Annotated in this window: 13 protein-coding genes and 1 tRNA gene; 5 read left to right on the top strand and 9 right to left on the bottom strand. The window is 65.8% G+C overall.

All coding sequences use genetic code 11. The annotated features are described in order from the left end of the window. Positions 1–32: 32 nt before the first annotated feature. Positions 33–1973: a hypothetical protein gene (locus ACOGI4_RS04645; protein WP_419842761.1), complete on the bottom strand. Its 1941-nt coding sequence runs from the start codon at positions 1971–1973 to the stop codon at positions 33–35. A 29-nt stretch (positions 1974–2002) separates the two neighbouring features. On the opposite strand from ACOGI4_RS04645, the gene ACOGI4_RS04640 reads away from it, so the two are divergent. Beyond that, positions 2003–3922 (top strand): flavin-containing monooxygenase, encoded by a 1920-nt coding sequence (locus ACOGI4_RS04640; protein WP_419842760.1) that lies wholly within the window; start codon positions 2003–2005, stop codon positions 3920–3922. Between the two features lie 20 nt (positions 3923–3942). On the opposite strand, the gene ACOGI4_RS04635 is transcribed toward ACOGI4_RS04640, so the two are convergent. The 3 genes from ACOGI4_RS04635 to ACOGI4_RS04625 all read right to left on the bottom strand — a co-directional run bounded on the left by ACOGI4_RS04635 (position 3943) and on the right by ACOGI4_RS04625 (position 6329). Continuing rightward, positions 3943–4743 carry an SRPBCC family protein gene (locus tag ACOGI4_RS04635; RefSeq protein WP_419842759.1) on the bottom strand — a complete coding sequence of 267 codons (801 nt, stop codon included), beginning with the start codon at positions 4741–4743 and terminating at the stop codon, positions 3943–3945. A gap of 100 nt (positions 4744–4843) precedes the next feature. Next, positions 4844–5176 carry a hypothetical protein gene (locus ACOGI4_RS04630; protein ID WP_419842758.1) on the bottom strand — a complete coding sequence of 111 codons (333 nt, stop codon included), beginning with the start codon at positions 5174–5176 and terminating at the stop codon, positions 4844–4846. A gap of 91 nt (positions 5177–5267) precedes the next feature. Beyond that, a complete protein-coding gene (locus tag ACOGI4_RS04625; RefSeq protein WP_419842757.1) occupies positions 5268–6329 on the bottom strand; it encodes a hypothetical protein in 1062 nt (353 codons plus the stop codon). A gap of 241 nt (positions 6330–6570) precedes the next feature. On the opposite strand from ACOGI4_RS04625, the gene ACOGI4_RS04620 reads away from it, so the two are divergent. From ACOGI4_RS04620 to ACOGI4_RS04610, 3 genes are all read left to right on the top strand, one after another. Next, on the top strand, positions 6571–7800 hold the full coding sequence (locus tag ACOGI4_RS04620; protein ID WP_419842756.1) for a serpin family protein: 1230 nt from the start codon (positions 6571–6573) through the stop codon (positions 7798–7800). A 113-nt stretch (positions 7801–7913) separates the two neighbouring features. Then, positions 7914–8246 (top strand): putative quinol monooxygenase, encoded by a 333-nt coding sequence (locus ACOGI4_RS04615; protein ID WP_419842755.1) that lies wholly within the window; start codon positions 7914–7916, stop codon positions 8244–8246. Then, the gene (locus ACOGI4_RS04610; RefSeq protein ID WP_419842754.1) at positions 8243–9145 is read left to right on the top strand and encodes an SH3 domain-containing protein; all 903 of its coding nucleotides are present in this window, start codon (positions 8243–8245) and stop codon (positions 9143–9145) included. The genes ACOGI4_RS04615 and ACOGI4_RS04610 overlap by 4 nt, the downstream gene beginning before the upstream one ends. A gap of 3 nt (positions 9146–9148) precedes the next feature. Here ACOGI4_RS04610 and ACOGI4_RS04605 read toward each other — a convergent pair whose 3' ends face one another. Further along, positions 9149–9913, bottom strand: a complete 765-nt coding sequence (locus ACOGI4_RS04605) for a nucleotidyl transferase AbiEii/AbiGii toxin family protein (RefSeq protein WP_419842753.1) — start codon at positions 9911–9913, stop codon at positions 9149–9151. Further along, positions 9903–10946, bottom strand: coding sequence for a hypothetical protein (locus ACOGI4_RS04600; RefSeq protein WP_419842752.1), 1044 nt, complete (start codon positions 10944–10946; stop codon positions 9903–9905). The genes ACOGI4_RS04605 and ACOGI4_RS04600 overlap by 11 nt, the downstream gene beginning before the upstream one ends. Positions 10947–11277: 331 nt before the next feature. On the opposite strand from ACOGI4_RS04600, the gene ACOGI4_RS04595 reads away from it, so the two are divergent. Beyond that, positions 11278–11874 carry an NADPH-dependent FMN reductase gene (locus tag ACOGI4_RS04595; RefSeq protein ID WP_419843089.1) on the top strand — a complete coding sequence of 199 codons (597 nt, stop codon included), beginning with the start codon at positions 11278–11280 and terminating at the stop codon, positions 11872–11874. 34 nt (positions 11875–11908) lie between these two features. On the opposite strand, the gene ACOGI4_RS04590 is transcribed toward ACOGI4_RS04595, so the two are convergent. The 3 genes from ACOGI4_RS04590 to ACOGI4_RS04580 form a co-directional block, all read right to left on the bottom strand. Continuing rightward, complete coding sequence (locus ACOGI4_RS04590) at positions 11909–12586, bottom strand: helix-turn-helix domain-containing protein (RefSeq protein WP_419842751.1); 678 nt, start codon at positions 12584–12586, stop codon at positions 11909–11911. A 51-nt stretch (positions 12587–12637) separates the two neighbouring features. Then, positions 12638–14185, bottom strand: a complete 1548-nt coding sequence (locus ACOGI4_RS04585) for a GmrSD restriction endonuclease domain-containing protein (RefSeq protein ID WP_419842750.1) — start codon at positions 14183–14185, stop codon at positions 12638–12640. Positions 14186–14204: 19 nt separating this feature from the next. Continuing rightward, positions 14205–14281 (bottom strand) — tRNA-Met (locus ACOGI4_RS04580). Positions 14282–14360: the final 79 nt, after the last annotated feature.

Genomic DNA, 14360 nt, shown 5'->3' with positions numbered 1-14360 from the left:
GCCAGCCACTCGCCGCGATGTCCGCAATGTGCTCAGCTCAATCCAGCACTTGCTGTATCGAGCACCGCCGATGCCGGCTCAGTGCTCGCAGCGCCATCGCCCAACGCTAGTTGGACGCTGGTGGGCTCATGCAGCGCGGCGCTCCTCGCGTTCGACGCGCCGAGGCAGGTGCGCTCGGGCAGCTGCCACAGCGACCACGACGCGGCCGGTTCGTCGATGAGGCGCCGGGCATTCGTGCAGCGCCCGGCGAGACTGTCGTGGGCGATCACCAGCTCCGAGCAGGCGCGAGCACCGGCGCGCAGTCGCACCCGCTCGTGGCGGATCTGCGGCACCTCCAGCCGATAGAGCCACAGTGCGTAGTCGGGCACCGAGGTTTCATCGTGGGCGAGACATGACAGACCGTCGGCAGCCACTGCTTCAGACACGATCGCCGCAGCAGTGACCTGGCCGCGCGCCACCGCGCCGATGTCAGCGAGACCGCGATGGTTCGAGACCGTGGCGACTGCGCTCACAGCCAACACGGCCGCCACCAACGTGCCGAGCACCAGCCCGCCCCCAGCCGACTGGCCACGGCTGCGCGACACTGTTGCAGCAAGAACGATGCCGCCCACCGCAACGCACAGGGCCGCGATCGCCACAGCCCCCAATCGCCCGCCCAGCCACGACCACCACGGACTGAACGACAGCGTCATGATGCGACGCGCCGGGGCGTCATAGCCAGCCGAAACACCGACGATCACGACGCACGCGAGCACCGCCGTCGCGGTGCTGGCGCTCAGCACGGATGCCGGGCGGCAGCTTCGGCGCCAAGTTCCCAACCACGCCAGCGCCGTGGCAGAAAGCGGGACCGCCCACGGATCGACGTAGCGACCGTAGAGCAGTGCGTCAGCCCGATTGCTTCCGGTCAGCGTCCAGCCGCCGAGCAGCACAACGGCGAGCGCGCCCAGCGACAAGCACAGCAGCACAGCGGTGAGCGGATCATCGCTGCGTGGGGCGCGGCCGCCGCACGCCTCGGGGCACCCGTGTGCGGGCAGCTGCAGCTTGGCCCCGTCGCGTCCGCGCCGGCGGCGGGCCAAGCGCACCGCCACGCTCGTGCCCGCTGCCAAGCCGATCAACCCGAGCCCGACGGTGCCTCCGGCCAGCGCCAGGAGCTGGCCGGCAATGGTCGCAATCGGCTCGAGTCCCCGGTCCAACTGCGCCGCTTCGCCCACGCGCTGCGTCGGCCACGTGCCGGTGAACGTCAGGGCCACGGCCGCTGCTCCGCCGCCGACGAGCAGGCCCGCTCCAAGGGCCGTGCGTTCCCGTCGGCCGATCCGACACAGCAGCGCGGTCAGCACGATGGCGACCAACAGGGCCACCATGCGGGCGTGCAGCGCCACCGACAAGGCCGCGATCAGACCGGCTCGTGCCCAAGCGCGTACGCCTGCATCGGTGTCCGCAGCCTTCGCGGCGGTGGCTGCAGCGAGCGCGGTCGCCACCACTGCCAGCGCGAGCAAGGTCTCGGGCCACGCAATGCGTGACGCGCTCGACAGCGATGGATGGATTGCTGCCAGGAGTCCTGCGACCGCGGCCACCCATCGGCGCGATGACACCACCAGCGCCAGCCGGCCCGCTGTCACCGCCGCGGCGGCAGCAGCGAACCCGTTGACGGCCAAGGCGAGGTGATGCACCGATTCGCCGCTGAGGCCTCCCGGCAGGATCGACGCACCCGCCACCAAGGGCGCTATCAGCAGCCCGTAGCCCGGCTGGAACGGAACGTCTCGCAACGCGAGCCCGTCGCCGCCCACCCATTGGGCGATGCCGAGGTAGGCAGGAATGTCGGGCACTGCCACCGGTCCTCCCGCCGCCATCGCGGTGTGCAGGTGAGCGACGAGCACGACGACCGTCCCGGCCGAGGCCCACAGCGCGGTCCGTCGCGTGCCTGCACGCGAGCCATCGTGGCCGGACGCGTCCCGGTACCGCCCGCCTAGCATCGAACGCGGCGTCCACGGAGGTCACAGGCATGACACAGAACCGGCCGGCAGCGGATTCGAGCATTCGCCCGGCGATCAGCGTAGACCCGGCAACAGGCCGCAAGGTGTTCAACACGCGAGCAGCCAAGGCCTCCGCAAAGATCACCGGCAAGGGCTACTCGGTCAACGCCGACGGTCATCTCAAGGAGCTGCCCCCTCCGCCGCCAGGCGCCGTGTTCAACGCGCAGGAGCAGGCCAGGTACCGGGAGTTCTCCGAAGCCCGCCGAGGCGCAGCGGACTATATGGCCATGGACGGCGAGTTCGAGCACTACCTCCAAGACGTGTACTCGGCGCCGCCGATCGAGCGGGCGGCGCTGGACGACGAGTGCGAAGTGCTGGTCATCGGCGCAGGGTTCGCCGGGCTGCTGCTGTGGCACAAGTTGCAGGCAGCGGGCTTCGCCGACGTGCGATTCTGCGAGAAGGGCGGCGACGTCGGCGGAACCTGGTACTGGAACCGCTATCCCGGCATCGCGTGCGACGTGGAGTCCTACAGCTATCTGCCGCTGCTTGAGGAGATGGAGTACATCCCGTCGATGAAGTTCGCCTCGGGCTTCGAGATTCTCGAGTACTGCCAGGCAATGGCCGCCAAGTTCGGCTTCTATGACCGCTGTCTGTTCCACACCACCGTGGAAGCCACGGTCTGGGATGAGCAGACCGGCCGCTGGACCGTCCGCACCGACCGCGGCGACGCCATGAGGGCCCGCTACGTCATCTTGGCCAACGGCATTCTCACCAGCCCCAAGCTGGCCCGCATCCACGGCATGGCCGCCTTCGAAGGCGAGTCGTTCCACACGTCGCGCTGGGACTACAACGTGGACCTCGAAGGCAAGCGGGTGGGCATCATCGGCACCGGTGCCACAGCGGTGCAGGTCATCCCCGAGATCGCCAAGGTGGTGGGCGAGCTGTATGTGTTCCAGCGCACGCCGTCGTCGATCGACGTGCGCGACCAGCGGGCGACCGATCCCGCAGAGGTCGCCGAATGGGCGAAGGCGCCTGGCTGGGCGCGGGCGCGGCGCAAGCGCTTCGCCCGCATCTCCTCGGGCCGCACGGCGATCAAGGCCAACGACGACTACCTCGCAGGCCGCGTCGACGACTTCAAGGAGCGCAAGGAGCACACTCGCAAGCTCCCGCCCGAGGAGCTGGTGCAACGCCAGCTCAACACGAACTTCCGCATCATGGAGCAGATCCGCGCACGCGTGGACGCGATCGTGGAGGACGGCGCGACGGCTCAGGCGCTGAAGCCGTACTACCCGTACGGCTGCAAGCGGCCCACGTTCCATGACGAGTACCTGCCGACGTTCAACCTGGACCACGTACACCTCGTGGACACCGCGCCGATGGGCGTGCAGGAGATCAACGAGCGCGGGGTGGTACACGACGGCGTCGAGTACCCGCTCGACGTGCTGATCTACGCCACCGGCTTCCAGTGGATGGCGACCTCGACGTTCAACATGGTCACGGGCAGAGCGGGAGTGACGCTGAGCGAGAAGTGGCAGCGCCACGGCACGCGGACGTTTCTGGGCTTGCACAGTCGGGGGTTCCCGAACCTGTTCATCGTGTCCGGTCCACAAGGAGGCGGTGGCAGCTTCAATTTCACCGACGCCATCGACACGCACGGCGACTACATCGTCTGGATGCTGACCGAGATGCGCGACAAGGCGTGGAACGTCGTGGACGTCACCGAAGAGGCAGAAGCCGGCTACGCAGAGCACTGCCGGCTGGCAGACATCGCCACCGCCCCGCTGCGCGACTGCCTGTCGTACTACAACGGCCACGGCGAGGCCGAACCCGGCAGCTTGGCGTACTACGGCGGCGGCAACTGGCACAAATGGCGGCTCGCCGCGCAGGAATCGCTCGACCCGTACCTGTTCGAGTTCACCCCAGAACGAACCGCCCAGCTCGCCGGCTGACCAACACGCTGTCGGTTGGGTCAGCCAGGAGCGGCTGCGGCCTGCGGGGCGCGGCTGTCGAGCCACGCCCGCCAACGGGGGTCGTCACGCTCAGCGGCTGCCGCACCCTCGGGTCCGTAGAGGTAGAGCCAGACCGAGACCATGGCCGTGTCGCCGTTCAGCTCCGAAGTCAGGAACCCGGTGCCGGCTGCGGGGGTGTCCAACAGCAAGGCGATGCGACGAGGGCCGGTGTCGACGACCGAGCCGCCCAGCTTCGTTTCGTCGTCTGCGACGGCGTCGAACCGCTCGCCGACGCTTGGCATCTGCTCGATCCCCAGCCCTTCGGCCAGCACTTTCCAGCCCTGCTCAGCCGTGACCGGCCACATGACCATGGCGAGGACCGACGTGGCCGTCTGACCCGCAAAGTGCTCAAGGTGGAGCTGCAGATTGGACATGAACAGCTTCCAGCCGTCCACCATGGCGTCGTACTGCGGGTCTGCGTCTCCGAAACCGCTGTTGCGCAGCCGCACGGCACAGGTGTGGTCATTGCGGGGTTCGACGGTCCACTCGAAGGTCAACCCTTCGACGGCCTCGCCGCCGTCGAAGACGACCCGACGCGGCGGTTCCCACACGGCGACACGGCCTTCGATCTGCATCTCCGGCTCAGGTCCGAACGACGCCGTCGCAGCGCCCCCGGTGCGCTCCTCCACAGTGTGGGGCACGTACCAAGCAGAAATCCCCGGGCCTGTGGCGACCGCGCGCCAGACCGTGTCCACATCGCCGGTCACCTCGACCGACAGATCGATCACCGGTCCTGAAGCTGTCAAGCCTTCATCTGCCATGGGTTCAGTCTGCCTCATGCGCGTGAAGCGCCGCGGCGGCCTACGAACACCGACCGCGTCATGGGCAACCGCATCGTCCGCGTCTACGCCTCGCCGTGATTCAGTCGCCGCCGACCGAAATGCGAATGCTGCCGGCGGGGTGCAATGAGCAGTAGCCGGCGAACGCCGCCGCCTCGCCGAACGTGCGCTCGAACGTCTCGCCCGGTTCCACCTCGAAAGGGCCGATGGTGTGCTTCACCGAGTCACGATTCACGATGACCAATGCGTCGCGCATCCGGAACTCCAGCTCCTCGGGAATGATCTCGACATCCTCCCCGGACGCCAGACGTTCGGCGGTGCCGTGGGGGATGTCGATGACGTGGGTCTGCGCGCTCGGCTGCTCCACGAGGCGCGACACCGCTACGGGGACGGCCGCGATCAGCAATCCTCCCACGAGGTACAGCAACAGGGTCCGCTGATTCGGCCAGCCCCGGTCGCGTCGGCTACCCTCCGTCCCCGCGACTGGCATGGCAACAAGCTCTTCGCTACGAACGTCCCTGCGTCGAACCCTCGCCGGAGTCCTCGCCGCCAACAGCGCCCATCACATCGCCGATGTCGCCGACGATGGCGTCCTGCGGGGGTGCTTCGATGACCATGCCGGTGTCGTAGTCGTGGAAGTCCACCGTGACCGCAGCGCCGAGCAAGCCCGCCAACTCTTCCGGTTCAGCCCCTGGCTCATCAGCGCTGAGGCTCTCGAGGAAGTCTCCCAGCAGGGCACCCATGTCGAAGCTGACACGCCGCAGCAGATGGTCAGCGTCAACCCACAGGTCGTACACGAGTTCCTCGGGGAAGATGTCCTCGTCGAAGACGTCCACGCCGTCGCCGGAATCGTTCCCGTCGAACAAGCCCTCCGACGCCGCGGCCAGGTCCAGCGTGCCGCGCAGGTGGGTCGTCGCTTCGCCGTCGATGTCGGCTTGGCCGACCAACTCAGCGCTGACCATGTGCTGGATGAGCCACGAATGGTCAGTGGGCGACAGGCACGTCCCGTCATCGGGTGCCGCGCCGGGACGTGTCGACGGACATACAGCGCCCAGCTCTGCGGCACTGTTCGCGTCGGCCGTGAACCAGCCCGCCGGCATGGTCTCGCGGACGAAGCTAGGCGCTCCTTCGGGCACCACGAACTGCGCGTAGACGTTGCCGTCGACGAACCGGGTCTCGACGCCCAGCCCGCTGACGCCAGCGCTCATCGCCTCGTTGAAGCTCCACGCCAACGACAGGTTGCCGTCGGCATCAGCCTCGAACTGCACGACGATGTCCCCCATCGCGCCGACACTCGTCTGCATGCTGCCGCGCACGGCGCGGCTGCTGCTCTTCTCCAGAGCAGCGACCAGGAATGTGAGCGGTGCCTCGGCCGGACCGGCCCCAGTGCTCGTCACTGCAGTTGTGGGGGCCGTCGTGACCGACGTCTGGGCCGCTGCGGCCGGAGTCGTGTCCCCGGCATCGACGGTGGTGCCCGCCGTCGTCCCGCCGCCGCAAGCAGCAGCGGCGAGGGCAATGGCTGCCAACCCGGCTGCCGCTCTCAACCAGCCAGTCTTTCGGGTCGACATGTCGTCATCTCCTCGTCTTCAGGTCGGGACCGCAACCCGCCGCGGGCTTGGCGCCCGACGCTCTTGAGCTCGCGATCGGTTCCATTGCTCAGTGTCTCACACGTCTCGGGCGTCCAAGGGTCAGGAGCGTGAGAAATCTGGAAGGCGCGATGGCCGCGGTCACGCCTGCCATCGCAGCAACGTTCAATGCGGCCACGTACCCGCGTCAGCACCACACCGTCGATGTAGCACAATGTCTGGAGTGAGTCTCGGGTCGACCCTGCGAATCGCGGCCATCGGTGGCTTGGCTGTTGCTGCGGCGGCCTGCGGCGATTCGTCCAGGGTTCTCGCTGCCATCGAGCCTGTCGCTGATCGACTGCCTGCGGCGACCGACGCTCCGACGGCGGCGTGGGTCGCGGGGGTCAACGCCGCCGGCTGGAACTTCCATCGTCACCTGCAGGGCAACGCCGTGTCCAGCCCGCTGAGCATCGGCATGGCCTTCAGCCTCGCCAGAGCCGGCGCTTCGGCCGACACCGCCGAGACGCTGGACCAGATCTTCGGATTCCCCGAGCACGCCAGCCACAGCGCCGCCAACGCCGTCGACCTTGCTCTGGGCGAAGCTTCGGCTGCGTCCAACACGGTGGAGGTTGCCAGCCGCCTCTTCCCGGATCACGAGTTCGCCCCGCTGCCTGAGTTCCTGAACACGGCCGCCCTGCACTACGGCGCAACGCTGCAGCCCGTCGACACCGCAGACGGCGAGACGGCCGCCGCTGCCGTGAACGACTGGGTGTCCGAACGCACTCGTGATCTCATTCCGGCGATGGTGGACGCAGCGACGATCCAAGGCCAGCAGCTGACCTTGGTGAACACGGTGTATCTCCAAGCCGACTGGCAGGAACCGTTCTTGGCCGATCTCACCAACGACGGCGAGTTCACCACGGATGCCGGGCAGACGGTGACCGTGCCGTTCATGCGCGATCACGAGCCCCTCGATCGCCGCTACGTCGTGACGGACAACGCCGATGCCGTCGAATTGCCCTACGCAGGCGGCGAGCTGGCGATGTGGCTCGTCGTCCCTCACGAGCGGGACGGCTTGGAGGCCGTCGAGGAGGCGTTGGACGCTGCCGCCGTGGCCGGATTGTCCGACGTCGCACAACACGGCAGCGTGCAGCTCACCATGCCCAAGTGGACCCAAGAACTGCCTGCTGCGGACATCTTCTCGTGGCTGTGTCCCTTGGGGCTGTGCCCTGGCGCGGGTTTCGACGGTATCGCCCCGGGCATCTTCATCACCTCTGCGGTACACGGGGCGAAGGTGGTCGTCGACGAGGCGGGCACCGAAGCGGCTGCGGCCACAGGGATGACATTCGACGAATCTGCACCTCCACCGCCTTCGTTGACGGTCGTTGCCGATCGGCCGTTCCTGTGGGCAATCGTTCACCGCGAGATGCGCGCCGTCATCTTCGTCGGCCGTCTCGTCAACCCTGCTGCGTGACTCCTCGTCCGCAGCGGGACGACTTCGGGGTCACGGCATATCGCGACGACACGTGGTAGGCATGGCACAGCGGCGAGGCCGCAACATCACCAGCACCAACGGGAGCGGCGGCCATGGGCAAGGCAGCGATGATCGGCAGCTTCGACTGCCAAGACGGCAAGGCCGAGGAGATGGAGGCCGTCTTGGCCTCGATGGTGGAGGCTGCCAAGCAGGAACCGGGTGTCGAGATCTACTCGTACCACCGTGGTGACGGAAACACGTTCTGGTTCTTCGCCCTCATGGCCGATGCCGAGTCGATGCAGGGCCACGGTCAAACAGCGGCCATGCAGCAGGCGATGGATGCGTTCAGGCCGCTCATGGCTTCGCCGCCGCAGATGCAGATGACCACGCCGATCGCTGCGATCGGACTCGATCTCAAAGACAGCCGAACTCAAGGACAGCAATGACCGGTTCGACCGATTTTCCCGAAGCCCACGAGACGGAGCGCCCGCCTTCGCAGGGCATGATCGCCATGAAGGATCGGCTGCCGCTGGGCGTGGCATTGCTGGCGCTGGTTGTCGCAATTGCGGCGCTGGTCGTCGCGGTCGGGGACACCGACGACAGCGGCGCCCAGGCCGCTGCCAGTTCGACGACCTCGGTGCCGGCAGTGACGATGCCGGACGCGCTGCCCACCACCACGATTGGCACCGTGCAGACGCTGCCGCCGGCCACGACGGTCGTGCTGCCGGTGGTGACGGCCACCACAGCGGCAGCGGCGGGCGAAGGCGCCGACAACGACGGCGCAGATGCGCCGGCACCGGAGCCGCAGTTGGTGCTGGCAGTCGTCGGCATCGGCTACGACAGCACGCTCAACGTACGCGAGGAGCCGGGCGGCCAGATCGTGGCCAAGCTCAACTCGGAAGCGACAGGCATTGTCCCAACTGGCACGGTGCAGGAGCTGTCGGACGTGGCGTGGCACGAGGTGCATGCCGCCGGAGTGCTGGGCTGGGTCAGCGGCGAGTACGTGACACCGTTGGGCGCCACGGTGGACACGACGACCGAGGTTGTGGCGCGGCTCGGCTCGACACCTACTGCAGCGAACCTGGCGGCGCTCGGGCGGACCGTGGCGGGCGCGATGGCATCTGCGGAACCCGAGTCGCGTGTGCGGATCTCCGGCGAGCCCACGGTCGACGACGTCAGCGAGGTCACCGTGGACGTCGTGGGTCAGCCTGACGACTCGATTCGCGGTTACCGCCTGCACGTGTTCGCCACCCGCAGCGCTGGAGGGTTCACGCTCCGCAACGTCGAGGCCACGCTGATGTGCTACACCGAGCGCGGCGTCAGCGCCCAAGGCCTCTGCAACTAGCAGTTACCTGAGAAGGCGTCCGAGATCGGCGGCCAGCGCGAGATCGTCTTCTGTGAGTGCGTCAGCGTCGGGCGAGCGCGCTAACCGACGGAGCCGTGCGAAGGTGTAGCGCAAGTCCAGGTCCGGCGAGAACCAACTGACGAGTGTGGCACCGACATACTGGCGCAAGTCGTCACCGCCGCTCGACATCGCGCGGCACACGGCATCGAAGTCGCATACCTGAACGAGCCGAACAAGATCGTGGATGTCGGAACCGACCTTCGCTGGGCTGTTGCTTCGCGCTCGTCGCGGGATAGCCACCGTCTTCAGCGCAATGAGCGCGGCGGCGGTCGCTATCGGCACAGTCGCCCTAGCGGCTGTCTCTCCTCCTTCGACGACTTGCAGCACCATTGACTCGGCGGTCGCCGACGCCATGCGCCGAGCGAGCGCGAACGCCCGGCTGCTCGAATCTGTCGGCAGCGGCATATCCGCAGTATCAGCCATCACGTCGACCGAAATTGTCGTGCCATCTTGGTCAAGCCGCAGCTTGGCAGCATCCACACGGTCAGCACCGGACTGAAGGACGAGGACTTCGACGAGCGACATCTGCTCCCGACTCACCATGTCGATGTCGTTGGTCATGCGATGCACATGGTTGATCCGAACGTTCACGGCGAAACCTCCGACAACAGCCCATTTGGGTTCTGCCGGGAAGCGCGCCAGCGCAGCAACAAATGATCGGATGCGGTTGCGACGGTCGCCTACGAGAACGACAGGATCACCAGACACGCGCGACCTGCTCGGGCAGCCACTGCTCCAGCACTTCACGGCCGCGGGCACGATCTTGGGCAATGTCGAGGGCGACCACGATGTGGTTGGCGACTGGCCAACATTCCCCTGTGGTCAACGAATGGTCATCACGCCGAAGACAGGCGAGCCGAATCGGTGTCACAGCGACGGAACATGCGCGGTAGCTCGGATCGCTGACCTCGCCAAGCACCGAGCGTGCTGCGCGGAACTCTGACTCCGTGGGTACGTAGAAGTCTGGAGGATGGTCGCCTCGTGCGACGATTGGCATACCCCACGAAACTGCAGCGAGCGTATTCGTGAGAGCCCAACCCGTCGTCTCGTCCGGCTGGTCCAAGCCAAGCTGGAGCCTCTCCGCGCCGTGAGCGCTTGGGTCCGGCAGCGCAGCCAGTGAGATGGGTTTGCTCCTCCACTCTCCCACCAGCTCCCAAAATAGCTCTGGGACTAACGCCTCACCCTTGGCGGTCAGTAGACCATCGTCTCGCAAGTCCGCCATGGCACCGGATACTGCGCTCGGGGCTCGGTGGATGTAGCGGGCGATCTCGCGTACGCCGTGACGCTGATGCGGTGTCAGCAAGCAAGCGACAGCCACTTCCTTGGAGACCTGGCTCCTGAGCGAGGCACCTGCACTCAATGCTCCCGGCAGCGCCGGTGCCACCTTCGCATCAATCACGATGGGCGGGTCAACAATTCGCAGGTGCCCGCGACGGTCGAAGAAGTTGACCCGAGCATCGCTCAAAGATCGCTTAGCTTCGGCCGCGATCCGGTCCGCGACGCAGATCAGCGGCACCCGCCGCGTTTCGGCCTGTCGACGCAGCCCGTCCTGCGCAGCTGTGATCACCGGCTTTACCTCGACATCGAATCGGCGACCCGCAATGTCGAGCACAGCATCACCGTCTCCGCAAACGGGAGTTGTCCGCGGGGCGAGCGCGGCGGGAATTGCCAGATCTGACAGCGCGGCGATCAGATCATCGATGGCATCCCGCTCGATCTCACCGCTGGTCCGTCTGGGCACGACACAAGACTAGCAGTGTTCTGTATTCTTGTATACATGAACACAGAACAGCATAGGCCACAAGCCTCACACGGTCGTGGACGCCAGCATCAGCAACGCGCCCATGCGGGCGCCCCAGTCCAGCGGCCATCGGATCGGTGTCCCCGATGCCAAGCACCGCCCTGTGAGACCGGACATGTCGGCGCAGCGGTTGCTCGCAAGTTCGCACCTACGATGCACCACGCACCTGCGGGTTTGCCATGCTGAACGATGCGGCCGGCCCGACTCGCGTGCTCTCGGTTGCGTCCGAATTGACTTCTCACTGGTGCTGCTGCGAAACGAGGCTCGCGAGATGAAGCTCTTGGCGTTTGCTGCTTCCAACAGCAGCGAGTCCATCAACCGACAGCTCGTCGGCTACGCCGTCCGCCTGATCGCCGGGGGGCACATCGAGGGCCTGTCGAGTGGTGCAGTAGAGACCAGCACGCTCGACCTGAACGACTTCGAGATGCCGATCTACAGCATCGACCGGCAGAACGCCGATGGGATTCCGCAGCAAGCCCACGACTTCTACCGCCTGATCGGCTCGGCGGACGCGTTGTTGATCTCGTTCGCCGAGCACAACGGCTCGTACACCGCCGCCTACAAGAACGTCTTCGACTGGGCGTCGAGAATCGACATGCGCGTGTACCAAGGCCGCCCGATCGTGATGCTGTCGACGTCGCCGGGCAGCGGCGGAGGCGGCTTCGTGCTGCGGGCCGCCGGTGAGCTCGCGAGGTATTTCGGCAGCCAGGTGCTGGCCAGCCTGGCCATCCCCAAGTTCGGCGAGAATTTCGACACCAGCAGCGGGTTCGTGCGCAACTCCGACCTCGACGCGCAGCTGCGAACGGCCCTCGCATCGTTGTCCGAAGTCGCGACCGACGACCGCCGCGAGGCCACTGCCAGAACGTAGCTCACGCTGTTGCCGAGGCGGAACTCGGCGGACCTCAGCCCCAGTGGTCCGACTGGTAGTCGAGCAGGTCGTCGCCGTGCAACTGCTTCGTCGCATTGCCGATTCGGACCCAGAACTCAGTGTGCAGCTGCCCGCCCTCGTGCGGCTTCGAGAATACGGGCTTGCCTGATGCTGCGACCGATACCAAGCAGACATCGACATCTGCGAACTGATCGAAGCTGATGCGAACGACACCGACCGTCTGGATCGACAGTCTGTCGTCGAGCAGTTGGCGCAGGACGAGTTCGTAGCCGTCGCAGTTCGCTCTGCCGCCCAGCGTCTGCATGTAATCATCGAGACCGAGCACATTGGCTTCGTCGTCCACGCCGATGAGCAGCGTCCCGCCCTCGGCGTTGAGAAATCCGCACACGCTCTTGGCGATGACGTGCTCCATCTTCTTGTCGGCCTTGCCGGCGTGCTTGTTCCAACGGGCAGTCGACTTGTACTCGACGGTCTGCGACTCACCGACGGCAAGCAAGTCTGCGAGCGTCGATGATGGTTCCGGAACGGCCTTGTCGTCCCAAAGGCGCTCGAACCCGTCGCGCACGACCTGAGCGATGAGGTCCCGGCGGCGCTCGAGGAAGGTGGCGTAGTCAAGCTGCTCCCACTCCACCGGAAGCGCGTGCCAGCGCACTTGGCGTGCAAGCCGCTCGGGATCCAGCTGATGCGACATGACTCCCCAGTACTCACGCGGGCCGTCATCGCGAATAGCGGCATTCTCGGATCAGTCGAGGAATGCCATATTCGCAATCGCGTTGACTTGCCGTGTTCCCGCGATCCCCTCGGACTTGAGGTGTGCCTTGGGAAAGAGGTGATGGCGCTCGATCGAACGAGGCGCCGTACTCTGAGCATCCAGAAAATCACGTATCCTCAGGTCGCTGAACAGCAGCTCGGCATCGAGCAAGTTGAGAGCTGCCCAATATGCAAACAGGGCCGGTGAGCGCGATGACGACGTGTCGAGGCGGTTCGGAAGCGATATATCCCAATAATCACGCGTGAAGTTGGAGCGCACGATACGGTCAAGCTCGGCACAGAACCCTTCAGCATCGCCCACAGTCAAGGCGGCGATTCGGCTCAAATCCGCCTCGATCTGAGTTTCATTCGAACCCGTGTAACGGCCCGTGGTGTGAGCCATGAAGAACCAGCGGGCAATCACGCTGCGCAGCGTCCTGTGGTCGAGTCCGAAATCGCGCTTCCCGATCAGCCAGATGATGTAGGTGTAGATGAGCGCATTCTTCGAGGCAATCAGCCGTCGGCTGCGGAACCCTGCGTGTGTCAGACACTTGAGGTACTCGTGCCAGTTCGTCAGATCAATGACTTCATCCTGGGCACGGCGCAGTTTTTCGAACTGCGCTGTCCGCCGCTCGGCTGAGACATCGCCTGTTTCCAGTTCTTTGCCCCGCAGGATGCTGTAGACGTGCTGCAGACGCCCACGGCGGAACGCCAGACCGACCGCAGCACGGAGGAGTTGATCTGGGCTCGGATCGATGAATGCGTTTCTCGGTGAGGGTCCCTTCACCTTCGGATCGACGGCATCACGACAGAACTGCTCTAGCTGGCGACGGCCTTTCTCCCAGTGGACCGACAGCAGCGTGAGGATGAAGTCAGCTTGGTTGAGTTTTACTCCCTCGGAGTTGATGCGGACGAAGATGTCGGCAACCTGCTCCTCGTCCGCGGCAGCGTTGAGCTCAATCACCTGAAACCGGAAGTTCTGGAGGTCGTAGACGCGGTCGATGCGGTCTTCGAGTTCGTCTTCCTCCTCCTCGGTCAGTTCGACGCTGCGTCCTTCGGCCAGTCGCGCAAAGAACTTGCGTACCGTCGGACGGTAGCCATGGTCCCAGAGCGCAGTGATATCCGGAATGAACTCAGGATCTCGTTCGATTGCGGCATCGGTCACCTCAAAGGTCTCATCGACAGGACGGAACGAGATCCGGATCCTCATCTCGTCGAAGGACTTGGTGAGGACAGACCTGCCGGTCAGCACCGCGTAGAGCGACGTGAGGCGCTGCTGGCCGTCCACGATGAGCAGCTTCGCCACCTTGTCGTTGTCGCCACCGCCGACCTGACGTGTACCGACATCGGTGCCGGTCTCCCAGAACATCAGCGTGCCGACCGGGTACCCGCGGTAGAGCGAGTCGAAGAGATCACGCGTCTGCGCCGCCGACCAGACGAACGGTCGCTGAATGTCGGGCAGTGCGATGTTGCCGTGCTTGATGTCCTCCACCAAGTGGGTCAGGGAGTACCCAGTGTCGCGGTAGAGCGTCGGAGTCATGTTGCGGCCCAAGCTCTGGTGGTGGCGGGGGCAGGATTTGAACCTGCGACCTTCGGGTTATGAGCCCGACGAGCTACCAGACTGCTCCACCCCGCGGCGTATGACACCACTCTAGCAGCAGCGCGCCCGCTTCCGCAAGCGCCGGCGAGGTCGGCTCAGCCGGTGTTGCGTAGCC

Origin of the sequence: Candidatus Poriferisodalis sp. (assembly GCF_965205175.1) — a bacterium.
Taxonomy (GTDB): Bacteria; Actinomycetota; Acidimicrobiia; order Acidimicrobiales; family Poriferisodalaceae; genus Poriferisodalis.
This window is presented reverse-complemented; position numbering and strand designations above follow the sequence as displayed.